Origin of the sequence: Nocardioides panacihumi (assembly GCF_039530925.1) — a bacterium.
GTDB lineage: Bacteria > Actinomycetota > Actinomycetes > Propionibacteriales > Nocardioidaceae > Nocardioides > Nocardioides panacihumi.
This window is the reverse complement of sequence record NZ_BAAAPB010000003.1, coordinates 153,789-175,478: the sequence shown is the minus strand read 5'-3', so window position 1 is coordinate 175,478 and position 21,690 is coordinate 153,789. Positions and strand designations below refer to the sequence as shown.

The 21,690-nt window shown below is 70.5% G+C and carries 22 protein-coding genes and 1 tRNA gene; 7 read left to right on the top strand and 16 right to left on the bottom strand.

Features of this window, described 5'->3' with window-relative positions:
* Nucleotides 1–5: 5 nt before the first annotated feature.
* The 3 genes from ABD205_RS15450 (at nucleotide 6) to ABD205_RS15440 (ending at nucleotide 1,770) form a co-directional block, all read left to right on the top strand.
* Nucleotides 6–965, top strand: a complete 960-nt coding sequence (locus ABD205_RS15450) for an iron-containing redox enzyme family protein (protein ID WP_344046241.1) — start codon at nucleotides 6–8, stop codon at nucleotides 963–965.
* Nucleotides 962–1,174, top strand: coding sequence for a CDGSH iron-sulfur domain-containing protein (locus ABD205_RS15445; RefSeq protein ID WP_344046239.1), 213 nt, complete (start codon nucleotides 962–964; stop codon nucleotides 1,172–1,174). Before ABD205_RS15450 ends, ABD205_RS15445 begins: the two co-directional genes overlap by 4 nt.
* Nucleotides 1,175–1,296: 122 nt before the next feature.
* Complete coding sequence (locus tag ABD205_RS15440; RefSeq protein ID WP_344046238.1) at nucleotides 1,297–1,770, top strand: pyridoxamine 5'-phosphate oxidase family protein; 474 nt, start codon at nucleotides 1,297–1,299, stop codon at nucleotides 1,768–1,770.
* A gap of 125 nt (nucleotides 1,771–1,895) precedes the next feature.
* Here the strand turns inward: ABD205_RS15440 and ABD205_RS15435 are convergent.
* From ABD205_RS15435 to ABD205_RS15375, 13 genes are all read right to left on the bottom strand, one after another.
* A tRNA-Ala gene (locus ABD205_RS15435) sits at nucleotides 1,896–1,968 on the bottom strand.
* A gap of 64 nt (nucleotides 1,969–2,032) precedes the next feature.
* Entirely contained in the window at nucleotides 2,033–2,647 is a 615-nt protein-coding gene (locus ABD205_RS15430) for a histidine phosphatase family protein (RefSeq protein WP_344046236.1), read from the bottom strand.
* Nucleotides 2,644–3,021 carry a ribosome silencing factor gene (gene rsfS, locus ABD205_RS15425; protein ID WP_344046235.1) on the bottom strand — a complete coding sequence of 126 codons (378 nt, stop codon included), beginning with the start codon at nucleotides 3,019–3,021 and terminating at the stop codon, nucleotides 2,644–2,646. The genes ABD205_RS15430 and rsfS overlap by 4 nt, the downstream gene beginning before the upstream one ends.
* Nucleotides 3,022–3,031: 10 nt before the next feature.
* A complete protein-coding gene (gene nadD, locus ABD205_RS15420; RefSeq protein ID WP_344046234.1) occupies nucleotides 3,032–3,658 on the bottom strand; it encodes a nicotinate-nucleotide adenylyltransferase in 627 nt (208 codons plus the stop codon).
* Nucleotides 3,659–3,671: 13 nt separating this feature from the next.
* Complete coding sequence (locus ABD205_RS15415) at nucleotides 3,672–3,821, bottom strand: hypothetical protein (protein WP_344046233.1); 150 nt, start codon at nucleotides 3,819–3,821, stop codon at nucleotides 3,672–3,674.
* A gap of 10 nt (nucleotides 3,822–3,831) precedes the next feature.
* On the bottom strand, nucleotides 3,832–3,957 hold the full coding sequence (locus ABD205_RS15410; RefSeq protein ID WP_344046231.1) for a hypothetical protein: 126 nt from the start codon (nucleotides 3,955–3,957) through the stop codon (nucleotides 3,832–3,834).
* A gap of 4 nt (nucleotides 3,958–3,961) precedes the next feature.
* The gene (locus ABD205_RS15405; RefSeq protein WP_344046229.1) at nucleotides 3,962–5,224 is read right to left on the bottom strand and encodes a glutamate-5-semialdehyde dehydrogenase; all 1,263 of its coding nucleotides are present in this window, start codon (nucleotides 5,222–5,224) and stop codon (nucleotides 3,962–3,964) included.
* 42 nt (nucleotides 5,225–5,266) lie between these two features.
* The gene (locus ABD205_RS15400) at nucleotides 5,267–6,598 is read right to left on the bottom strand and encodes a phospholipase D-like domain-containing protein (protein ID WP_344046227.1); all 1,332 of its coding nucleotides are present in this window, start codon (nucleotides 6,596–6,598) and stop codon (nucleotides 5,267–5,269) included.
* 66 nt (nucleotides 6,599–6,664) lie between these two features.
* Nucleotides 6,665–7,987: a phospholipase D-like domain-containing protein gene (locus ABD205_RS15395; RefSeq protein ID WP_344046225.1), complete on the bottom strand. Its 1,323-nt coding sequence runs from the start codon at nucleotides 7,985–7,987 to the stop codon at nucleotides 6,665–6,667.
* 271 nt (nucleotides 7,988–8,258) lie between these two features.
* A complete protein-coding gene (locus ABD205_RS15390; protein ID WP_344046223.1) occupies nucleotides 8,259–9,212 on the bottom strand; it encodes an electron transfer flavoprotein subunit alpha/FixB family protein in 954 nt (317 codons plus the stop codon).
* Nucleotides 9,213–9,239: 27 nt separating this feature from the next.
* The gene (locus tag ABD205_RS15385; protein WP_344046221.1) at nucleotides 9,240–10,040 is read right to left on the bottom strand and encodes an electron transfer flavoprotein subunit beta/FixA family protein; all 801 of its coding nucleotides are present in this window, start codon (nucleotides 10,038–10,040) and stop codon (nucleotides 9,240–9,242) included.
* A 158-nt stretch (nucleotides 10,041–10,198) separates the two neighbouring features.
* Nucleotides 10,199–10,549, bottom strand: a complete 351-nt coding sequence (locus tag ABD205_RS15380) for a hypothetical protein (RefSeq protein WP_344046218.1) — start codon at nucleotides 10,547–10,549, stop codon at nucleotides 10,199–10,201.
* 5 nt (nucleotides 10,550–10,554) lie between these two features.
* Nucleotides 10,555–11,331, bottom strand: a complete 777-nt coding sequence (locus ABD205_RS15375) for an enoyl-CoA hydratase/isomerase family protein (RefSeq protein ID WP_344046216.1) — start codon at nucleotides 11,329–11,331, stop codon at nucleotides 10,555–10,557.
* Between the two features lie 93 nt (nucleotides 11,332–11,424).
* Between ABD205_RS15375 and glgX the strand changes: the two genes are divergently transcribed.
* On the top strand, nucleotides 11,425–13,596 hold the full coding sequence (glgX, locus tag ABD205_RS15370) for a glycogen debranching protein GlgX (protein ID WP_344046214.1): 2,172 nt from the start codon (nucleotides 11,425–11,427) through the stop codon (nucleotides 13,594–13,596).
* A 139-nt stretch (nucleotides 13,597–13,735) separates the two neighbouring features.
* On the opposite strand, the gene ABD205_RS15365 is transcribed toward glgX, so the two are convergent.
* The gene (locus ABD205_RS15365) at nucleotides 13,736–14,398 is read right to left on the bottom strand and encodes a response regulator (protein ID WP_344046212.1); all 663 of its coding nucleotides are present in this window, start codon (nucleotides 14,396–14,398) and stop codon (nucleotides 13,736–13,738) included.
* Complete coding sequence (locus ABD205_RS15360; RefSeq protein ID WP_344046210.1) at nucleotides 14,395–16,011, bottom strand: sensor histidine kinase; 1,617 nt, start codon at nucleotides 16,009–16,011, stop codon at nucleotides 14,395–14,397. The genes ABD205_RS15365 and ABD205_RS15360 overlap by 4 nt, the downstream gene beginning before the upstream one ends.
* A 133-nt stretch (nucleotides 16,012–16,144) precedes the next feature.
* Here ABD205_RS15360 and ABD205_RS15355 point away from each other — a divergent pair, with 133 nt between their 5' ends.
* Genes ABD205_RS15355 through ABD205_RS15345 form a run of 3 tightly spaced genes read left to right on the top strand, consistent with a single transcriptional unit; the run spans nucleotide 16,145 to nucleotide 18,930 of the window.
* A complete protein-coding gene (locus ABD205_RS15355; RefSeq protein ID WP_344046208.1) occupies nucleotides 16,145–16,984 on the top strand; it encodes an ABC transporter ATP-binding protein in 840 nt (279 codons plus the stop codon).
* Nucleotides 16,974–17,858, top strand: a complete 885-nt coding sequence (locus tag ABD205_RS15350; RefSeq protein ID WP_344046206.1) for an ABC transporter permease — start codon at nucleotides 16,974–16,976, stop codon at nucleotides 17,856–17,858. The genes ABD205_RS15355 and ABD205_RS15350 overlap by 11 nt, the downstream gene beginning before the upstream one ends.
* Before the next feature lie 31 nt (nucleotides 17,859–17,889).
* The gene (locus tag ABD205_RS15345) at nucleotides 17,890–18,930 is read left to right on the top strand and encodes an ABC transporter substrate-binding protein (protein WP_344046204.1); all 1,041 of its coding nucleotides are present in this window, start codon (nucleotides 17,890–17,892) and stop codon (nucleotides 18,928–18,930) included.
* Between the two features lie 72 nt (nucleotides 18,931–19,002).
* On the opposite strand, the gene glgP is transcribed toward ABD205_RS15345, so the two are convergent.
* Entirely contained in the window at nucleotides 19,003–21,576 is a 2,574-nt protein-coding gene (glgP, locus tag ABD205_RS15340) for an alpha-glucan family phosphorylase (protein WP_344046202.1), read from the bottom strand.
* Nucleotides 21,577–21,690: the final 114 nt, after the last annotated feature.

Below are 21,690 nucleotides of genomic sequence, written 5' to 3'. Positions count from 1 at the left end.
GACTGATGGACCTGCCCAAGCCTCGCGGCCCCTTGAGCGAACGAGTCCTCGGCACCCTCGCGTCCGGCCGCTCAGGCGGCATCGGGCCGCTGGCCGCGCTGCCCGCGCCCGAGACAGGCGACGACGCGGCCCTCACCCTCTGGTGCCTCTACGAGTTGTCCTACCGCGGCTTCGAGGACGTCGACGACCGCCTCGAGTGGGATCCGACGCTCATCGCCGTCCGGCGTGACCTCGAGGACGATCTGGAGAGGCGGCTCCGCGCCAGCTGGAGCGGCCGACCGTCGTACGAGGGGGACTTCGCGGAGGCGTTCTTCGCCTCCGTCGAGACACACGAGGGACCCTCGCTCGCCCGCTACGTGCAGCGAGAGGCGACCGCCGACCAGGTGATGGAGCTGGTGCAGGCGCGCTCGATCTACCACCTCAAGGAGTCCGATCCGGTCGCGTTCACCGTGCCGCGGCTTCCCACAGGGCCGCGCGCGGCCCTGATGGAGCTGCAGTACGACGAGTACGGCGCCGGCAGACCCGAACGCCTGCACGCTCACCTGTTCGCCACCGGCATGACCGCGCTGGGTCTCGACCCGGCCGAAGGCGCCTACCTCGACCAGGCGCCGCTGCCGGTCCTGGAGCAGAACAACACGATGAGCCTGTTCGGACTGCACCGCCGGCTCCGCGGGGCCTCGCTCGGCCACCTCGCCGCGTTCGAGGCCACCAGCTCCGGCCCGTGCAGACGGATGTCGCAGGGCCTTGCTCGGCTCGACCTCGCCCCGCAGATGCAGGCCTACTACGACGAGCACGTGCAGGCCGACGCCGTCCACGAGCAGCTCGCCGTCCGCCTCATCTGCGGGCCGCTCATCGAAGCCGAGCCGGAGCTCGAGGACGACGTGTGGTTGGGCGCCTTCTCGTGCCTCGACCTCGAGGACCGCGTGGCCGAGCACTACCTCGACCGTTGGGGCGTCACCGCATGAGCGGCCCGAGCACGCCCGGTACGCCGGACGTGGTGATCTGCCCGGGTGGGCCGCTGCTGCTGCGCGGCGACCACCTGGTCCGCGACGAGGATGGCGTCGAGCACGCGACCACCCGGCCAATCTCGGCCGTGTGCCGATGCGGAAAGTCGGCCACCAAGCCGTGGTGCGACGGCAACCACAAAGCGATTCCCGAGAAGCTGCGCCCGTGAAGCGCGGTAGCTCGAGCGCCCCCGATGCGCATCTGCGTCCCTGGGTGTGGAGTCATCCGGTTCACGCCCGTGGGTACCAGCACACTCCCGAGAACCCGGACGAGCCGTGAAGGAGAGACGTCGTGAGTGACGAGCAGGAGAAGGTCGTCGACCTGATGAAGGACCTCCATATCGGGATGCTGACCACGTTCGGACCCGAGGGTCCACGGTCGGTGCCGATGGCGCGTCAGCAGGTGGAGCCGAGTGCGGAGCTGTGGTTCATCTCTGCCCGGGACACGCGGCACGTCGAGGACATCGCGCGCGACCCGAAGGTGCATCTCACGTTCTCGTCGAACGCCACCTGGGTCGCGATGTCGGGTCGGGCGCAGGTCGTCGATGATGGGGCGAAGCTCGAGGAGCTGTGGACGACGTTCGCCGAGGCGTGGCTGCCCGGTGGTCCCGAGGATCCGAACGCGACGCTGATCAAGGTCGACGTCGACGAGGTGGAGTTCTGGGACACCCCCGGCGGCAAGATCGCCTCGCTCGTGAGCCTGGCGAAGACGAAGCTGACCGGCGAGACCTACGACGCCGACCACGGGACGGTGCAGACCTCATGAGCGAACATCGCTGAGTGTCTCGACCACCCAGGGGTGGCCGAGACACTCGAGCCTCGGGCGACCCTGTCAGATGCGAAACGGCGGCCTCCCTGCGTTTCCGCAGGGAGACCGCCGATTTCCTTCGGTGGAGCTGAGGGGACTCGAACCCCTGACCCTCTGCATGCCATGCAGATGCGCTACCAGCTGCGCCACAGCCCCGTGGCGTTGTCCCGGATGATCAGCTCCGGGCAACGACGAGAACATTAGCGGACCGCCGAGACGATCACGAAATCGGGGTCAGCCTGTTGTACGCGACCAGTCGCGCGGGGCTTCCAGCAGCGAATGTGAGCTCCGCCCAGCCGCAGTTGTGCATGCCCCAGAGGGTGTCGACGGCCTGACTGTCGGACCAGCCGAGCAGTCCACCGACGCCGAGCTTGATGGCGGCGCCATGGGCGACGGCGACCGCGACGGCACCGTCCTCGGTGGCCTCCAGCTGGTCTCGCAGGGCGCCGACGACGCGGGCACGGACGTCGGTCGAGCGCTCGGCCCCGGGCACAGCGTCGTACCGGCCCACCCGGAAGGCGGCGTACGCCTCCGGGTCGGCGGCCTCGAACTCGTGGTGCGTGAGACCCTCGCGCTCGCCGAAGCCCCACTCGCGCAGCCGCGCATCGGGGACCGGCGTCAGGCCGCACGCCTCGCCGACGTACGACGCCGTGGTGGCTGCCCGGGAGAGATCGCTGCACCACAGCGTGCTCGGACGGTACGTCGCCAGGACCGGTGCGACCGCGCGCGCCTGCGCGTGGCCGGTCTCGTCGAGCGCGACGTCGGTGCTGCCCTGGACGCGCCCGATCCTGTTCCACTCGGTCTGCCCGTGCCGGACCAGGACCAGCCGCTTCACCGCTGGTGCGAGACGACGTCGTCCGGGAGCGAGATCGTCGGGCAGTCGCGCCACAGCCGCTCGAGGGCGTAGAACTGCCGCTCCTCCTCGTGCTGCACGTGGACGACGACGTCGCCGTAGTCGATCAGCACCCAGCGCCCGTCACGCTCGCCCTCGCGGCGGATCGGCTTGGCGCCGAGGTGACGGAGCTTCTCCTCGACCTCGTCCACGATCGCGCGGACCTGGCGGTCGTTGGACGCCGAGGCGAGCACGAAGGCGTCGGTGATCGCCAGCTGCTCGCTGACGTCGAAGGCGATGATCTGCTGGGCGAGCTTGTCGGAGGCAGCCCTTGCGGCAGCGGCGACGAGCTCGAGGGCGTGTTCAGTGGCGGTCACGGTGTGGCCTTCATGGCGAGACTTCCGGGTGGTTCGGGTAGAGGTTGTGCTTGCCGATGTACTGCACGACACCGTCAGGCACGAGATACCAGATCGGTTCCCCGCGCCGGTGCCGGTCACGACAGTCGGTCGAGGAGATCGCCAGAGCGGGGATCTCCAGCATCGTCACGCGGTCGGCCGGGATCTGGTCGAAGGTGCTGATGTCAATGGTGTACCCCGGACGGGTGCAGCCGATGAACTGGGCCATCTCGAAGAGCTGTCCGGCATCGCGCCAGGTGAAGATCTCCGTCAGCGCGTCGGCGCCGGTGATGAAGAACAGGTCGTCGCCGGGCCGGGCCGCCAAGATGTCGCGCAGCGTGTCGATCGTGTACGTCGGCCCGCCACGGTCGATGTCGACGCGGCTCACCGTGAAGCGCGGGTTGGCTGCCGTCGCGATCACCGTCATCAGGTAGCGATGCTCCGCCGGCGACACCTCGCGGTCGGCCTTCTGCCACGGCGCGCCCGTCGGCACGAAGATGACCTCGTCGAGGCCGAAGACGCCCTGCACCTCCGACGCGGCCACGAGGTGGCCGTGGTGGATCGGGTCGAAGGTGCCGCCCATGACGCCGACGCGGCGCCGGCAGGGCTGGTCGGTCATCCCTGCGAGCGACTCAGGAGTGCTCGCGGCCACCGGCGAAGGCGAGCAGGATGCCCATCAGCGACAGCAGCAGCACGAGCGCAGTGGCCCCGACGACCCAGTGGTTCACCTTCTCGGAGTGCTTGGCGGCCTCGGCGGCGTGCAGGGCGAGGATGTTGACCATGGCGCACACCCTACCGGTGACCGAGCGACGCCCAACGCACGCCCTGGCTGCGTTGCGGCCGCTCGACGGCCGGCTCCGCCCTCAAGGCCGCCTTCGCGGCCGCGCCTTGCCAGACCGCACGCTGGACGGCGCTCACGCGCTCACCTTGTGTGGCCGTCGCCGGTGATGACGTACTTCGTGGAGGTCAGCTCGGGCAGCCCCATCGGGCCGCGGGCGTGCAGCTTCTGGGTGCTGATCCCGATCTCGGCGCCGAAGCCGAACTCGCCGCCGTCGGTGAAGCGCGTCGACGCGTTGACCATCACGGCGGCCGCGTCGACGGTCGCGGTGAAGCGACGGGCGGCGGCCAGGTCCTCGGTGACGATCGCCTCCGTGTGGCCGCTCGACCAGCGCCGGATGTGCGCGACGGCCGCCTCCAGGTCCGGCACGACGGCCGCAGCGATGTCGAGCGAGAGGTACTCGCGTCCCCAGTCCTCGTCGGTGGCCGGCAGCACGCCGTCGTGCGCGCCGAAGGTCGCGTCGCCGTGGATCGTCACGGACTCCGCCTGCAGCGCCTTGACCACGCGGGGCAGGAACTCCTTCGCCACGGCGGCGTGCACGAGCAGTGACTCGGCGCTGTTGCAGACGCTGGTGCGAGATGTCTTGGCGTTGACGACGATCGCCAGCGCCTTGTCCAGGTCCGCGGCCGCGTCCACGTAGACGTGCACGTTGCCGACGCCGGTCTCGATCACCGGCACCGTGGACTCCTCGACGACGCTGCGGATGAGGCCCGCTCCCCCGCGTGGGATGAGCACGTCGACGAGGCCGCGCGCACGCATCAGCGCCTTCACGGAGTCGTGGCCGTCACCGGGCACGAGCTGGACCGCGTCCGCCGGCAGGCCGGCTGACGCCACGGCGTCGCGCAGCACCGCGGCGATGGCCGCGTTCGACGATCGTGCACTCGAGGAGCCCCGCAGCAGGGCCGCGTTGCCGGACTTGAGGCACAGGCCGGCAGCGTCGGCGGTGACGTTCGGCCGCGCCTCGTAGATCATGCCGACGACGCCGAACGGCACCCGCACCTGCCGCAGCTCGAGCCCGTTGGCCATGGTCGAGCCGCGCACCACCTCGCCGACCGGGTCGGGCAGTGCGGCGACGTCGCGCAGCCCCTGCGCCATGTCGGCGAGTCGCTCGTCGGTCAGCCGCAGCCGGTCCACGATGTTGGCCGGCGTACCCCCGCCCTCGGCGCGCGCGACGTCCTCGGCGTTGGCGGTCAGCACCTCGGCCGCACGGGACAGGAGCGCGTCGGCCATGGCCTGCAGGGCCGCATCCTTGACGGCGCGCGTCGCAAGGGCGAGCTCGTAGCTCGCCTCTCGCGCACGCAGCGCGACGGCCCGTACGGCGGCCTCGGGCGTGGCGGTGTCGCTCATGCCCCCAGCCTAGAGCGGCACGGCCTGCCGCTCACTCGCGTATCAGGCCGGCGGACCGTTGAGCGGCTCGATGCCCGCGCGGTGCGTCGCCCGGCCCGTCCAGAGGTGGTTGAACTGACGGAAGTAGGCCTGGTAGTACGCCGGGTCGGTGAACCGCACGACGACCTCCTCGTTCGCGAACGAGATGCCGCTCCAGTTCTCCGAGCCGGTCCACACGGACTTCGTCGGCTGCTGCACCCCGTCGGGCCCACGGTAGGAACCGCTCACGATCATCGCCTTGAAGTGGGCGTAGAAGCGCGGACCCCAGCCGGCCAGACCGTCCTCCTCCGCGGGCACGCGCTCCGCGAAGCTCCAGTCAGCCATCCGGACCGGGACCCCGGCGTGCTGCATGATGCCGATCGCGGACGGGCTGAAGACCGCGCCGATGACCATCACGTCGCAGCCGCCGCGCTTGAGCGCCGCGATCGCGTTGGCGATCTGGTTGCCGCGGCCGCCGAAGAGCGCGTACTCCATGATCCGCACGACCGTGTGACCGTTGGCGTTGCCGTATCCGGCGCGGGTGTTGCAGCCGACGCTGCGAATGCGCCGCACCACTGGGTCCTGTGCCGCGGAGCGGGCCAGCGGCGCGGTGGCGCTGCCGACCGTCTGGCGCTGCAACCAGATCTGGTACGGGTGCGCCACGTGCGACTGCGATGTCTGCACGACCCGGGCGCCGCGGCGGTGCTGGAACTTCATCTGCTTGAAGAACCCCACCCAGGTGTTGAACACCTTCGGGTCGTAGGCGATCGCCCACGAGTCGTTCCACTGGCGGTAGACCGCCTTGGACGTCAGGTTGCCCGAGCCGCCGATGATGAGATCGCGGGTGCCGCCGGTGCGGGTGAAGCTGAAGATCTTGATGTGCTGGTTGCCGCCGTCGCCGGGCGCGCGGCACCGACCCGGGCAGGTGACGACGAAGTTGTTGCGCCGCGGATTGCTGCCGAGTGTCCGCTGCAGCGAGAACACCACGCCCGAGGCAGTCCTCTCGTTCACGATGACCTGCACGCGGACGCCGCGACTGCGCGCCTTGCGCAGCGCCGCTGCGATCTCGCCGCGGTCGAACGAGTAGGTCGCCATCCGGATCGTCTCGCCCCGGGGCGTGTGCCGGATCGCCTGCAGCACGCGGTTGACGATGGCCGTCGAGCGTGCCTTGCCCGGCTCGTTGAAGATCGGGCCGAGCGAGGGCTTCCAGCCCGGCAGCGGCGGCAGCAGCGCCGGCGAGGCCGCGGCCGCCGCCGACGCCGGCGGGGCTCCCGCAGGCGTCTCGAGCACTCCGACCGTCGACGCAGCGAGCGCGCCCGTCATCGCCACCATGCCGGCGACCAGCAAGCGTCGCACCCTGTCCCCCATGTGTCTCGCCTGTCTTCTTCTCAGTGACCGATGCGGCCCGCCCATGTCGACCGACTACGGCGCGCGGAGTGGCTTGACGCCCATCCTGTGGGTCGCGCGACCGTTCCACATCGCGTTCCACCTGTCGATGTAGGAACGGTAGACGGAAGCATCGTTGATCGTCAGGACAACCTCCTCATTGGCAAAGGAGAGGGAGTCCCAGTTCTCGGATCCGGTCCACACCGTCTTGGTCGGCTTGCCGGCGTAGGTGCCGTTGATGGCCATGAACTTCAGGTGCGAGTAGAAGCGCGGCCCGAATCCGGAGATGCCGTCCTCCTCCGAGGCGACCCGGTCGGCGAACTCCCAGTCCGCGCTGCGCAGAGGGATCCCCGCCTTCTGCATCGACTTGTAGGTGTGCCCGCCCGGCACGCTCATGATCATGCTGATGTCGCAGCCCTGCTGCTTCTTCCGGATCAGGGCCTTGGCGAGCGCCTGTCCACGGGTCTTGAACATGCCGTACATCGCGATCCGCAGGACCGTGTGGCCGCCGATGCCGTAGCCCTTCGGGGCGACGCAGGAGACCTGCTGGATCCGCTTCCAGGCCGGGTCGGCACTCGGCCGGTAGCGACTCGTGCTGGTCTCCGACGTCGCGACCTGGTTGTTCTGCGACGCGAGCGAGCGCTGGAACTCGTAGTTGTAGCCCTGCGTGGTCGTCGTGTAGCTCAGCCGCCGTGCCGTCGTGCGCCGCTGGTGCGCCATCTGGCTGAACATGGAGCCCCACGTGTCGTACAGCTTCTTGTCGTTCGCGACGGCGTAGCTGTCGTTCCACTGCCGGTAGACGCCCTTCGACGTCATGTTGCCGGAGCCGGTGATGACCAGGTACTGCGCGCCACCGGTGCGGCTGAAGGTGTAGACCTTCGCGTGCATGTTGCCGCCGCTGCCCTTCTTGCGGCAGCGGCCGTCGCAGGCCACGACGAAGTTGCGCCGGTTGGGGTTCTTGCCCAGCTTCGCCTGGAGGCTCGCCACGCCGGACGACATCACGGACTTGTTGACGACGACCTGCACGTTGACGCCGCGCGAGCGCGCACGGCGCAGCGCGGACAGCACGTCACCACGGTCGAAGGAGTAGACGGCGATCCTGATCACCGAGCGACGCTTCGCGTGGTTGATCGCCTTGACCAGGCGCGTGACGATCGCCGTCTGCGCCTTCGGCCCACCGAGCGGGTCGTTGAAGACGGGGCCCAGCCTCGGCCGCCAGCCCGGCTGCCAGGCGACGCAGTTGGCCGGAAGCGAGGAGCTGCCAGGTCGCGGCGCACAGGGGTCGACGGCGGCCGACGCTCGGGAGGCAGGGTCGTGTCCCGAGACCTCCACGGCCTGGGGCACGAGCGCCAACACCACCGCGATCAAGATTCCGGCCGCGGTCCCGATCCGAGATCGTCGCACTGCCACACTCCCCAGTTCCATCCAACACCGTCCCCATCCAGCCCGTGCGCCGGGCAGCGCATCTGGTCGATCCTAGGTTGCGACGCCGACACCTCGTCGGAACGACGCGACACGACCCCAACAGTCACATGGGACCTCAGACCCAGTCAAAGTAAACCGCCCCCGGAGCGAGACGAGCCCCGGACCGACCCGGCCCGGGGCTCGCTGGGAACGGCGGTGCCGTCCGTCAGGCCTTGCGCTGCTTGATCGCCTCGGTGAGCGCCGGCAGCACGGTGTGCAGGTCGCCCACGACGCCGAAGTCGACGAGCTCGAAGATCGGCGCCTCCTCGTCCTTGTTGACCGCGACGATCGTCTTGGAGGTCTGCATGCCGGCCCGGTGCTGGATCGCACCGGAGATGCCGTTGGCCAGGTAGAGCTGCGGCGAGACCGTCTTGCCGGTCTGGCCGACCTGGAAGCTGTGCGGCTTCCAGCCCGAGTCGACCGCGGCGCGCGAGGCGCCCACGGCGGCGTGCAGCTCGTCGGCCAGCGCCTCCACGGCGGTGAAGTCACCACCGGTGCCACGGCCACCGGAGACGATGATCGCGGCCTCGGTCAGCTCGGGGCGGCCGGTCGCCTGCCGCGGCTGGGTGGCCACGATCTGGGCGGTCTTGGCCGCGTCCGAGATCGTGACCGCGAACTCCTCCACCGCAGCCGCGCCGGCGGCCTCCTCGGGGGCGGCCGAGTTGGGCTTGACCGTGATGATCGGGGTGCCCTTGGTGACCTTGCCGACCAGCGTGTAGTTGCCGGCGAACACCGACTGCGTCACCAGCCCGCCGTCGGCGATGTCGACGGCGTCGGTGATCAGGCCGGAGTCGAGCTTGACCGCGAGGCGGGCCGCGATCTCCTTGGTCTCCGCACCCGACGGGATGAGGATCGCCGCCGGGCTGACCTTCTCGGCCAGCTGCTGCAGCGCCTCGGCCTTGGGGGCCACCAGGTAGCCCTTGATCTGGGCGTCGTCGATGACGTAGAGCTTCTCCGCGCCGTACTTCTTCACGGCCTCGGCCACGCCCGCGGCGTCACCGGAGCCCCCGATGAAGACGGCCGAGGGCTCGCCGAGCCGCTTGGCCAGGGTGAGCAGCTCGAAGGTGGGCTTCTTGACAGCGCCGTTCTGGAAGTCGACCAGGACGAGAACTTCAGACATGTCTATCTCCTCTACTCGCAGGCCGGCTCAGATGAACTTCTTCGAGGCGAGGAAGTCGGCCAGCGCCTTGGCGCCCGAGCCGTCCTCGTCCTTGACGATCTCACCGGCGGTGCGCGGCGGGCGGGCGGTGGCGTCCTCGACGGCGGTGTACGCCGCCGCCAGACCGACCTGGCCCGCGTCGACGCCCAGGTCCGAAAGCGACCAGACGTCCAGCGGCTTCTTCTTCGCGGCCATGATGCCCTTGAAGGACGGGTAGCGCGCCTCACCGGACTGGTCGGTCACCGACAGCACCAGCGGCATCTTCGCGCCCACGACCTCGGTCGCGGCGTCGGTGTCACGCTTGATCCGGACCTGGTCGCCCTGACTCTCCACCACCGCGGCCAGCGTGACCTGCGGCAGGTTGAGCCGCTCGGCCAGCATCACCGGCACCACGGCACCCGACGCGTCGGTCGACGCCATGCCGGTGATCACGAGGTCCACCGGGGTCTCGGCGCCGATCTTCTCGATCGCCTTGGCCAGCACCAGCGAGGTGCCCAGGTAGTCCGAGCCGGCGACCGCGTCGTCGAGGACGTGGACACCCTTGTCGGCACCCATCTGCAGCGCCTTGCGGACAGCGTCGACCGCCTTCTCGGGGCCGACCGTCAGCGCGGTCACCTCGATGGCGTCGTCGGGCCGCTTCTCCTTGAGCTGGAGCGCCTGCTCCACGGCGTACTCATCCAGCTCCGAGAGCAGACCATCGACCTCGACGCGGTCGACGGTGAAGTCCTGCTCGAACCGCCGGTCCGCGGTCGCGTCGGGGACGTACTTCACGAGGACAACAATGTTCATGGTGGTGCGGCCGGTACGGCCCCTCCTGTGCGATGGGGTTGTGCCTGGGGAGGCAGGTGGCATGGGGTGTCCGGGGACACGCCCGACTCAACGGTCAGGTTACCGAGAGGTCACTTGGGGCGGTATCCGCTGACCACGTTGACAATGTCACAACCGCGTCACCGGGTCGTCGCGGATGCCGAGGGGCGGATCAGCCGATCGAGGACCCTGCCGGCGATCAGCCAGACCAGGGCCGCCAGACCCCAGTTGAAGAGCGCGTTCTTGGTCTCGGCGTTCGCCGAGGTCCACTGCTTGACGCCGTCGTCGCGGTCGAAGACACCGAGGTCGAGGGTGTCGGCGACGTCGAGGACGAACTTCACCAGCGCGTTGTCGGTGTTGGCCTTGAACGCGATGAAGAGCGCACCGAGCGCGAGGAACAGCGCGGCGATCGAGCAGACCACCCAGACCACGTGCGCCAGCACGGCGCGGACGCGGTTGACGGAGCCGAGCGTCGATGTCGCGTGGCTCATCCGGCTCACCGGCCCTTGAAGACGGCCTTGCCGGGCCCGTTCTCCACGAACGAGGCCATGCCGTTGCGGGCGTCCTCGGTGCCGAAGACGGCGGCGAACCGGACCTTCTCGATCTCCAGCCCGGTGGCGAGGTCGACCTCGAGGCCCTGGTCGATCGCCTCCTTCGCAGCACGCACCGCGTACGACGCCGCGCCGGTGAACTGCTTCGCCCAGGCGACGGCCTCGGCGTAGACGTCGGCGGCCGGGACGACGCGGTCCACGAGTCCGATCGCGAGTGCCTCGTCGGCCTTGACGAAGCGGCCGGTGAAGATCAGGTCCTTGGCCCGGCTCGGGCCGACGAGCCGTGCCAGGCGCTGCGTGCCACCGGCGCCGGGGATGAGACCGAGCAGCACCTCGGGCTGGCCGAGCGTGGCGTCCTCGGCGGCGATGCGGAAGTCAGCGGCCAGCGTGAGCTCGCAGCCACCGCCGAGCGCGAAGCCGGTCACGGCGGCCACGACCGGCTTGGGGATGCGGGCCACGGCGGTCACGGCGGCCTGGACGGAGTCCCCGCGGGCGACCATGTCGGCGAAGGACAGGTCGGCCATCTCCTTGACGTCGTTGCCGGCGGCGAACAGCCGCTCGCCGCCGTACAGCACGACGGCCTTGACGTCGTCGCGCCCGGCAGCCTCCTCGGCGACGGCGCGGAGCTCGGTCTGCACCTGGAAGCTGATCGCATTCATCTTCGGCCGGTCCAGCCGGATCGTGCCGACGCCGTCCTCGACCTCGAGACGGACGAACTCCATCGGGGGCTCCTATCTCTCTCGCCCAGCAGGGCACCTCGACCCTAGTGGTCGCCGGATGCAACGAGCGAGGCGGCGTTCCGTCACAATGGTGCGATGGTTCGATGGACCCGGCTGGGAGACACGGCGAGTGTGTGGCCGGGGCGCAACTGGCCCCTGGGTGCCACCTGGACCCCGGCCTCGACCAACTTCGCGGTCTACGCCCCCAACGCCACCGCGATGTGGCTGTGCCTCTTCGACGACGAGGGCACCGAGACCCGCCACGAGCTGACCGAGCAGTCCCTCGGCATCTGGCACGGCGCGCTGCCGGACATCGCCCCCGGCACCTGTTACGGCTATCGCGCTGACGGTCGGTGGGACCCGGCCGGCGGCCACCGCTTCAACATCGAGAAGCTGCTGCTGGACCCGTACGGACTGGCCACCTCCGGCACGATCCGCAACGACCCGGCGCTGTTCGGCTACCGCTGGGACGCACCTGAGGAGCCGGACACGCAGGACTCGGCGCCGGTGACCGCGCGCTCGGTCGTCGTCGACCCGTCGTTCGACTGGGAGGGCGACGCGCCGATGAAGACGCGGTGGCGCGACACGGTCCTCTACGAGCTGCACGTCAAGGGCTTCACCCGGCTCCACGACCGTGTCCCCGAGCCGTTGCGCGGCACGTACGCCGGCCTGGCGACCCCTGCCGTCGTCGACTACCTGCGCGACCTCGGCGTCACGGCCGTCGAGCTGCTGCCCGTGCACCAGTTCTTCTCCGAGCCGAGCCTGCTCGACCGCGGCCTGGTCAACTACTGGGGCTACAACACGATGTCGTTCTTCGCCCCCGAGGGCTCCTACTCCGCCTCCGGCGACCGCGGTCAGCAGGTCGCCGAGTTCAAGGAGATGGTCAAGGCCTTCCACAGGTCGGGCATCGAGGTCATCCTCGACGTCGTCTACAACCACACCGCGGAGGCCGGCCCCAAGGGGCCGACGCTCTCGTTCCGCGGCCTCGACGACAAGGGCTTCTACAAGCGCGTGCCGAACGGCGTCGAGGCCGGGCACTGGGACGACACCTACTGGGACGTGACGGGGTGCGGCAACACCGTCGACACCTGGGACGACCTGGCGCTGCGGCTCATCCTCGACTCGCTGCGCTACTGGGTCACCGAGATGCACGTCGACGGCTTCCGCTTCGACCTGATGTCCGCGCTGACCCGCACCGGCGCCGACATCGACTTCCACTGCGCGCTGTTGATCGCGATCGGCCAGGACCCCGTGCTGCGGCACGTCAAGCTGATCGCGGAGCCGTGGGACGTCTCGATGGACGGCTACCTGGTCGGCCGGATGCCGCCGCCGTGGGTGGAGTGGAACGACCAGTACCGCGACACCATCCGCGACTTCTGGCGCGGACAGTCCCACGGCGTGCGCACCGTCGCCACCCGGCTGGCGGGATCGTCCGACCTGTACGCCGACGACGGCCGGTCGGCGTACAACTCGGTCAACTTCGTCACCGCCCACGACGGCTTCACGCTGCGCGACCTGGTGTCCTACGACAGCAAGCACAACGAGGCGAACGGCGAGGACAACCGCGACGGGTCGGACAACAACCGGTCGTGGAACCACGGCGTCGAGGGCGAGACCGACGACGCCGAGATCGTCGCCCTGCGGCGGCGTCAGGCGGCCAACCTGATGGTGACGCTGTGTCTCTCGAACGGTGTCCCGATGATCACCGCCGGCGACGAGCGGGGGCGCACCCAGCGCGGCAACAACAACCCCTACTGCCAGGACAACGAGATCTCCTGGATCGACTGGCGTCCCGACCCGGTGCCCGAGGACGGGTACGCCGGGGCGTGGCTCGACGTCTACGAGATCACCAAGACGGCGCTCCGGCTGCGCCGCGAGCATCCGGCGCTGCGGCAGCGGCACTGGTTCGAGGGCTCCCCCGCGATCGTCGGCGGGCCGAAGGACCTGGCCTGGCTGCACCCGAGCGGCCGCGAGATGACCGACGCCGACTGGGCCGACACGTCCCTGGCGGCCGTCGGGTCCTTCGTCTCCGGTGTCCCGCTGCGGGAGCCCGGCCCGTGCGGTGAGCAGCTGATCGACAACTCGTTCCTGCTCTGGTTCAACTCGTCGGCGGAGCCGCTCGACATCACGCTGCCCGTGAACGACTGGGTGCAGACCGGCGAGGTGGTGCTCTCCACGGACGACGCCTTCGCCCTCGGCACCGGGGTCAAGGCCGGCCAGGACCTGACGCTCGGCCCGCGTGCCGTGCTGGTCATCCGCAGCACGTAGTCGCCCGAGCCCGCTCGCCGAACTGTCACCGTGACAGTTCGGGCGGTGGGTGACAGATCGGAAGTGTCACCGACAGCCCGAACTGTCACCGTGACACTTTGGCGTTGGCAGCCGGGCGGCCGGGCGGCGCGAGCCCGGATCAGCCGACCCACTCGAAGCGGTGCTCCGGCCGGCCGGTGGTGCCGTAGCGCAGCGTCAGCCGCACCCGGCCGTCGCGGGCCAGGTCGGACAGGTAGCGCTGGGCGGTCGCGCGCGAGACACCGGTCGCCTCCGCGACGTCGAGCGCGGTCACGGCCTCGCCGGCCCGGCGCAGCACGTCGGCGATGGACTCCGACGTCACCGCCGACCGGCCCTTGCGCACGGCGGCGACCGGCGAGTCGCCCGAGCGCAGGGACTGGAGTGCGCGGTCGACGGCCGTCTGGTCGACGTGCGCGCCACCGTCGAGCATCGTCCAGAAGCGACGGAACGCCTGCAACCTGTCCGCGAGCTCCGACGGCGGGAACGGCTTGAGCACGTAGTTCACGGCGCCTGCGGCGATCGCGTGCCGGACGACGCCTGCGTCGGCGGCCGCGCTCACCATGATCACAGCCGCGCCGAGTCGGCCTATCAGGGCGGAGCCGCTGCCGTCGGGGAGGTACTCGTCGAGCAGCACCAGGTCAGGCGCGAGCTCCTCGGCCAGCCGGAGCGCGTCGGCGGCCGTGTGCGCGCTCGCGACGACCTCGAAGTCCGGCATCGAGCCGACGTACGCCGCGTGGAGGCCGGCGACCCGGAAGTCGTCGTCGACCACGAGCACCCGGATCATCCGCGTCGCTCCCCCGCCGCAGACGCGGCCGCGTTGAGGACGCCCGCGAGGCGGGCCTCGAAGGCGGCCCCGCTGTCCGGACCGCACCGGCTGACCAGGCGTACGTCGCCGCCGTGCGCCCTGGCCGTGTGGCGGGCCAGCGCGAGCCCGATGCCGTGGCCGGTCGCCTCGCCCTCCCGGGTCGTGAACCCGCGCTCGAAGACCTGCCCGACGTGCTCGGCCGCGATCCCGTCGCCGCTGTCGACGACGTGCACCAGCAGGTCGGCGCCATCGGCCAGCAGCGTCACCTCGACGCTGCGCGGCAGTCGGCTGCCGCGGGAGGCCGCGCCGATGCCGTTGTCGATGAGGTTGCCGACCACCGTCACGGTGTCCAGCGGGTGCGCCACGCGGCGGTCCAGCCAGGTCGCCTCGGAGACCCGCAGGAGCACGCCAGCCTCCGACGCGGTCGCCGACTTCGCGGCCAGCAGGCCGGCGAGGTAGGGGTCGTCGACCCCGCTGAGCCACGTGCCGGCGTCGCTCAACCCGGTCAGATAGCTGTTCGCGGCGTCGACGTCGCCGTGGTGGAGCATGCCGATGAGCGCGTGCAGCCGGTTGTTGTGCTCGTGCGCCTGCGCGCGCAGCGCGTCGGTGAGCGCTCGGGTCGCCTCCAGCTCGCCAGCCATCTCGTCGAGGTCGGTCCTGTCCCGCAGGATGAGCACGCTGCCGAGGTCGCGCTCACCCCGTTGGACGGGCAGCCGGGTGGCCACGACGACGCGTCCGCCGATCACCCTCAGGGCACCCGACGGGGCGGGCTCCTCCTCGAAGAGCGCCAGCGACTCCGGCGCGACACCCGCCTCCGAGAGCCGTACGCCGGTCACCAGGTCGGCCCCGAGCAGCCGGCGCGCCTCGGGGTTGCTGACGGTCACCCGTCCGCGGCCGTCGACGGCCACGACACCGTCGCGGACGCCACCGAGGACGGCGACGTGCTCGCGCACGAGGTCGGCCATCTCCTCGGGCTGCAGGCCGAGCGTCGTCCGGCGCAGCCGGCGGCCGAGCAGCAGCGCACCGGCGAGCCCGACGGCGAGCGGCACGAGCGCGACCAGCGCCAGCACCACGGTCAGTGTCCCGGCCTCGTGGGCCACCTCGGACGTGGCGATCCCGACGCTGACCTCCCCGACGATGCGCCCGCTGTCGTCGCGCAGCGGGACCTTCCCGCGGGCGGAGTAGCCGAGCGTGCCCCTCTCGACCGCCACGACGTCGCGACCGCTCAGCGCCTCGTCGGCGCTCGTGCTGACACGGCGGCCGACGTTGGCGGTCGTGGGGTGGCTGTAGCGGATGCCGGCGTCGTCGGTCACCACGACGTACAGCGCACCGGTCAGACGACGTACGCGCTCGGCCTCGGCCTGCACCGGACCGTCCGGCGTCGGCGATGTCGAGGTCACCGCCGTGCCCAGCCCGGGAAGCGCCGCCACGCTGTGGGCGATCGCCAGGGCACGCTGCTCGTACTGCCTCTCGAGGTCGCGCCTGACGACGGCCGTGGAGACGGCCAGGGACAGCAGCACGACGAGGCTGAGGAGGACGAAGAGTGCGACCACGGCCTGGGTCCCGAGAGCCAGCCGGCGCGTCCTGATCACCACGGGAGTGTAACGACGCTCACGCCGCTGGACGGCCGTGAGCAGAACGCGCAGAACGTCGTTTGTGCCGGGTTCGGGCACAACTGGCGCAAGGCTGGTGACGGCCATCACAGCACTCGTACGGTCCTGCGCCATGACCCAGATGCACTCCTCCGCCAGCGGGGCCGGCCCTGCTCCGGCGATCTCGCTGAGCGGGGCCACCAAACGATTCCTCACCAAGGACGGCACCCCGTTCACCGCGATCCGCGACGTCACCCTCGAGGTCGCGCCCGGCGAGTTCGTCGCGGTCGTCGGCCCGACGGGCTGCGGCAAGTCCACGACGCTCTCGCTGATCTCCGGTCTCGAGGGGGCCTCCGAGGGCACCGTCGAGGTCGCGGGCGCCGCGGTCGACGGCATCCCCGACGGCGTCGGCTACATGTTCCAGGGCGACGCCGTGCTGCCCTGGAAGAACGTGCTCGACAACGTCGCGCTCGGGCTCCGCTTCCGTGGCATGGGCCGCCGCGAGGCCGACGGGCTCGCCCGGGACTGGATCGGCCGTGTCGGGCTCACCGGCTTCGAGGACCGCTACCCGCACCAGCTCTCCGGCGGCATGCGCAAGCGCGTCGCCATGGCGCAGTCCCTCATCACCGAGCCGTCGGTGCTGCTGCTCGACGAGCCGTTCGGAGCGCTCGACGTGCAGACCCGCGAGCTGATGCAGGACGAGCTGCTCGGCCTCTGGTCGGGCACCGGCGCGGCCTGCGTCTTCGTCACCCACGACCTGACCGAGGCGATCAGCCTCGCCGACCGGGTGGTCGTCATGACGGCCGGCCCGGCCACCGTCAAGGACGTCGTCACGGTCGACCTGCCCCGGCCCCGCCGCGTCGAGGAGATCCGGCTGACGCCGGAGTTCATCGAGCTCTACAAGCGCATCTGGGACAGCCTCCGCGAGGAAGTCGAGATCACCCGAGCCAGAGGAGCCTCCCGTGTCGCATGACACCGCCACCCCCGTCACCACCCCCGCCCTCGAGCAGACCGTGCCCCAGGTTGCGACCGTGCCCGGCCCTCAGCGGGTCGCCCGCCGCCGGCCGTGGCGGGTGTACGCCGTCCGGGTCGCGCTCGTCGTCGTCTGGCTGGGCTCCTGGGAGCTCGCGGCACGCACGGTGATCGACCCGTTCTACTACTCGATGCCGAGCCAGATCTGGAACCGGCTGGTCGACTGGTTCACCAACGGCACCTCCCAGGGGTCGATCTGGACCAACATCGCGGCCACCCTCGAGGAGGCCGTCCTGGGCTTCCTGCTCGGCACGCTCGCCGGTGTCGTCCTCGGCGTCGTGCTCGGCCGGAGCCGGTTCACCGCCGACGTACTCGCCCCGTTCATCAAGGGCGCGAACGCGATCCCCCGCATCGTGCTGGCGTCGCTGTTCGTCATCTGGTTCGGCCTCGGGATGTCGTCGAAGGTCGCGACCGCCTTCGTGCTGGTCTTCTTCGCGGTCTTCTTCAACTCCTTCCAGGGTGCCCGGGAGGTCGACCGGGTCCTGGTGGACAACTCGCGGATCCTCGGCGCGACCCGCTGGCAGCTGATGCGCAGCGTCATCCTGCCCAGCGCCACCTCCTGGATCCTCGCGAGCATGCACGTCGCCTTCGGGTTCGCGCTGATCGGCGCGATCGTCGGCGAGTTCACCGGCGCGGACAAGGGCCTCGGCCTGCTCATCAACCACTCCCAGGGCAACTTCGACGCGGCCGGCATCTACGCCGGGATGCTCATCACCACCGTGCTCGCGCTCGGCGCCGAGTGGCTCATCACGCAGCTCGAGGTCCGGCTGACCTCCTGGCGGCCACCCGCCCACACCGCCTCCTCCGGCATCTGACACACACACCCACAAGAAAGCGATCACACCCATGCAGCAGCGCACCCGCCGGATCCTCGCCGGCACCATCGCGGCCGCGGCCGTCACCACGTCGATGACGGCCTGCCGCGGCGGCGCCAACGCCGACGACAGCTCCGGCACGCCGAAGGTCAGCATCATGGTCGGCGGCATCGACAAGGTGATCTACCTGCCCGCGAAGCTGACCGAGCAGCTCGGCTACTTCAAGGACGCCGGCGTCGACGTCGACCTCAAGACCGAGCCCTCGGGCGCGAGCGCCGAGAACGTGATGCTCGCCGGCCAGGTCGACGGCGTGGTCGGGTTCTACGACCACACCATCACCCTCCAGGCGCAGGACAAGTGCACCGAGAGCGTCGTGCAGTTCGCCAAGGTCCCCGGCGAGGCCGAGGTCGTCTCGACCAAGGCCGCCGCGGTCTCCGGCGCCGCGGACTTCAAGGGCAAGAAGCTCGGCGTGACCTCGCCGGGCTCCTCGACCGACTACCTGACCCAGTACCTCGCCACGAAGAACGGGACCGACACCAGCGCCTACACCACCGTCACGGCCGGTGCCGGCTCCACGTTCATCGCGGCCCTGCAGAACGGCGGCATCGACGCCGGCATGACGACCGACCCGACCATCGCCACCGCGGTGGACAAGGGCCTCGGCAAGGTGCTCATCGACATGCGGACCGAGGAGGGCACCCAGGCCGCCCTCGGCGGGCTCTACCCGGCGGCGTCGCTCTACATGACCTGCGACTACGTCAAGAAGAACCCGAAGACGGTGCAGAAGCTGGCCGACGCTTTCGTCAAGACCATGACGTGGATCAGCACGCACAGCGCGGCCGAGATCGCCGCGAAGATGCCCCAGGACTACGCCGGTGGCGACCCGGCCCTCTACGAGCAGTCGATCAAGGACTCCTCGCCGATGTTCACCACCGACGGCAAGATGCCCGACGGAGGCCCCGAGACCGTGCTCGACGTCCTCGGCACGTTCAGCGACACGGTGAAGGCGAAGAAGGACACGATCGACCTGTCGAAGACCTACACGACGGAGTTCGTCGACGCGGCCAAGTGAGCCCAGACGCAGAGCGCGGAAGGCCGGTCCACCCCTCGGGGCGGACCGGCCTTCCGGCTTCGTCGGGACGGATCAGGCCGTGGAGACCACGCCCATCTCGGCGTACGACGACAGGTGGCCGTTGCGCGGCACGACCCGCACCGTGTAGCCGAACGGGCCGGCGTGGTCGAGGGTGACCTGGCCACCGAAGCCGTGCCGCCCCGCCTCGTAGGACTCCGTCAGCGCGAGCACCGTGCAGGTCGTGTCGGACAGCAGGTCCTCGGCGTCGGCGCGGCCGTGCAGCAGCTGCACGTCGACGTCCTCGGGCGAGAGCTCGCCGAGCGCGACGAACGCCCGCACCGACAGCACCGCCCCGACCTCGGGAGCGTCGCCGACGCCGCTGCTCTCCACGTGCTCGACCCGCACCTGCGGCCAGGCCGCCTTCACGCGGTGCTTCCAGGCCGCGAGCTCGCGGGCTCCGGCGTAGTCGCTGTTGAGCGAGCGGGCGTTGTCGGTGGCGGGACCGTAGAGCTGGCGGACGTAGTCGCGCACCATCCGGGTGGCCAGCACCTTGGGGCCGAGGGACTTCAGCGTGTGGCGGAGCATCTCCATCCAGCGCGTCGGGACCCCGTCGTGGTCGGTGTCGTAGAAGCGCGGCGCGATCTCGTGCTCGATGAGGTCGTAGAGCGCCGCGGCCTCGAGGTCGTCACGCCGGTCGGGGTCGTCCAGGCCGTCGGCGGACGGGATCGCCCAGCCGTTCTGGCCGTCGTACCACTCGTCCCACCAGCCGTCGAGGATGGACAGGTTGAGGCCGCCGTTGAGGGCCGCCTTCATGCCCGACGTGCCGCAGGCCTCGTAGGGACGCAGGGGGTTGTTGAGCCACACGTCGCAGCCGGGGTAGAGCGGCTGGGCCATGGCGATGTCGTAGTTCGGCAGGAAGACGATCCGGTGCCGCACCTCCGGGTCGTCGGCGAAGCGCACCATCTCCTGGATGAGCTTCTTGCCGCCGTCGTCGGCCGGGTGCGACTTGCCGGCGATGACCAGCTGGACCGGGCGCTCCGGGTCGAGGAGCAGCCGCTTGAGGCGCGCGGGGTCGCGCAGCATCAGCGTCAGCCGCTTGTACGACGGCACTCGCCGCGCGAACCCGATCGTGAGCACGTCGGGCGAGAGTGCGTCGTCGATCCACCCGAGCTCGGCCGTCGCGGCGCCGCGCTTCTCCCACGACCGGCGCAGGCGCCGACGGGCGTCGTGCACGAGCGTCTCGCGCAGCTGGCGCTTGACCGACCAGATCTGCTCCCCCGGCGCCTTGTCGGCCGCGCTCCAGTAGGAGTCGAGGTCCTCGGGGTCGGCGCCGACCTGCGCGGCGAGGTCGAAGAGCTCGCGGGCGACCCAGCTCGGCGCGTGCACGCCGTTGGTGATCGAGCCGATCGGCACCTCGGCCTCGTCGAAGGCCGGCCAGAGACCGTTGAACATGCCGCGCGAGACATGCCCGTGCAGGAGCGAGACGCCGTTCGCGCGCTGCGCGAGTCGGAAGCCCATCACCGCCATGTTGAACACGGACGCGTCGCCACCCTCGTAGTCCTCGCAGCCGAGAGCCAGCACCCGCTCGACCGGCACGCCCGGAGTGGCACCGGAGCCCTCGGCGAAGTACTGCTCGACCAGAGTCCGCGGGAAGCGGTCGATGCCGGCCGGGACCGGCGTGTGGGTGGTGAAGACGGTGGAGGCCCGGCCCACCTCGAGCGCGGTGTCGAAGTCGAGCCTCGGGCCGCCCTCGGCCACGGTCAGCTCGCGGATCCGCTCGAGGCCGAGGAAGCCGGCGTGACCCTCGTTGGTGTGGAACACCTCGGGCGCCGGAGCACCGGTGATCCGCGAGTAGACGCGCAGCGCGCGCACGCCGCCGACGCCGAGCAGGAGCTCCTGCCGCAGCCGGTGCTCGCTGTTGCCGCCGTACAGCCGGTCGGTCACGTCGACGTAGTGGTCGGGGTTGCCCTCGACGTCGGTGTCGAGCATGAGCAGGGGCACCCGGCCGACCGACGCGACCCAGATCCGGGCGACCAGGTCGGGGCCGCCGGGCAGCGCGATCGAGATCGTCGCGCGGCTGCCGTCCGCCTCCCGCAGCGCCGAGATGGGCAGCCCGTCGGGGTCGAGGACGGGGTAGGTCTCCTGCTGCCAGCCGTCCCGGGACAGCGACTGCTTGAAGTAGCCGTGCTTGTAGAGGAGGCCGACACCGACGATCGGGACGCCCAGGTCGCTGGCCGCCTTCAGGTGGTCACCGGCGAGGATACCGAGGCCACCGGAGTACTGCGGCAGGACCGCGGTGATGCCGAACTCGGGCGAGAAGTAGCCGATCGCCCGCGGGCCGTCGGCGACGTGGCGCTGGAACCACCGGTCCTCGGTCAGATAGCGCTGCAGGTCGGCCTCGGCTTCGCGCAGGCGCCCCAGGAAGCCCTCGTCGACGGCCAGCTCCTCGAAGCGCGTCCGGCTGACGGCCCCGAGCAGACGGACGGGGTCGCGTCCGGTCGACTCCCACAGATCGGGGTCGACGGCCGCGAAGACGTCCTGGGTCGGAGGGTGCCAGGACCAGCGCAGGTTGCCCGCGAGGGTGCCCAGCGCGGAGAGCGGCGCGGGCAGCACGGGACGGACGGTGAAACGACGGATGGCACGCATGGGGACGAAACTAGCCCACAACCCTTGGATCGATCCAACATCCGCCGGGGTCTTTATCGAGTCGTGCTCTGAGCGAGGAAAGTCGTCCTCGGTGCGGCAAGATCGGTCGGCGGG

Coding starts and splice junctions, on each gene's coding strand:
- nadD (WP_344046234.1), bottom strand. CDS start 3,658: ATGACCGACCAGCCCTGCCGGCGCCGCGTCGGCGTCATGGGCGGCACC.
- ABD205_RS15405 (WP_344046229.1), bottom strand. CDS start 5,224: ATGAGCGACACCGCCACGCCCGAGGCCGCCGTACGGGCCGTCGCGCTG.
- ABD205_RS15450 (WP_344046241.1), top strand. CDS start 6: ATGGACCTGCCCAAGCCTCGCGGCCCCTTGAGCGAACGAGTCCTCGGC.
- ABD205_RS15390 (WP_344046223.1), bottom strand. CDS start 9,212: ATGTCTGAAGTTCTCGTCCTGGTCGACTTCCAGAACGGCGCTGTCAAG.
- ABD205_RS15355 (WP_344046208.1), top strand. CDS start 16,145: ATGACCCAGATGCACTCCTCCGCCAGCGGGGCCGGCCCTGCTCCGGCG.
- ABD205_RS15415 (WP_344046233.1), bottom strand. CDS start 3,821: ATGGTCAACATCCTCGCCCTGCACGCCGCCGAGGCCGCCAAGCACTCC.
- ABD205_RS15385 (WP_344046221.1), bottom strand. CDS start 10,040: ATGAACATTGTTGTCCTCGTGAAGTACGTCCCCGACGCGACCGCGGAC.
- glgP (WP_344046202.1), bottom strand. CDS start 21,576: ATGCGTGCCATCCGTCGTTTCACCGTCCGTCCCGTGCTGCCCGCGCCG.
- ABD205_RS15445 (WP_344046239.1), top strand. CDS start 962: ATGAGCGGCCCGAGCACGCCCGGTACGCCGGACGTGGTGATCTGCCCG.
- ABD205_RS15375 (WP_344046216.1), bottom strand. CDS start 11,331: ATGGAGTTCGTCCGTCTCGAGGTCGAGGACGGCGTCGGCACGATCCGG.
- ABD205_RS15345 (WP_344046204.1), top strand. CDS start 17,890: ATGCAGCAGCGCACCCGCCGGATCCTCGCCGGCACCATCGCGGCCGCG.
- glgX (WP_344046214.1), top strand. CDS start 11,425: ATGGTTCGATGGACCCGGCTGGGAGACACGGCGAGTGTGTGGCCGGGG.
- ABD205_RS15365 (WP_344046212.1), bottom strand. CDS start 14,398: ATGATCCGGGTGCTCGTGGTCGACGACGACTTCCGGGTCGCCGGCCTC.
- ABD205_RS15380 (WP_344046218.1), bottom strand. CDS start 10,549: ATGAGCCACGCGACATCGACGCTCGGCTCCGTCAACCGCGTCCGCGCC.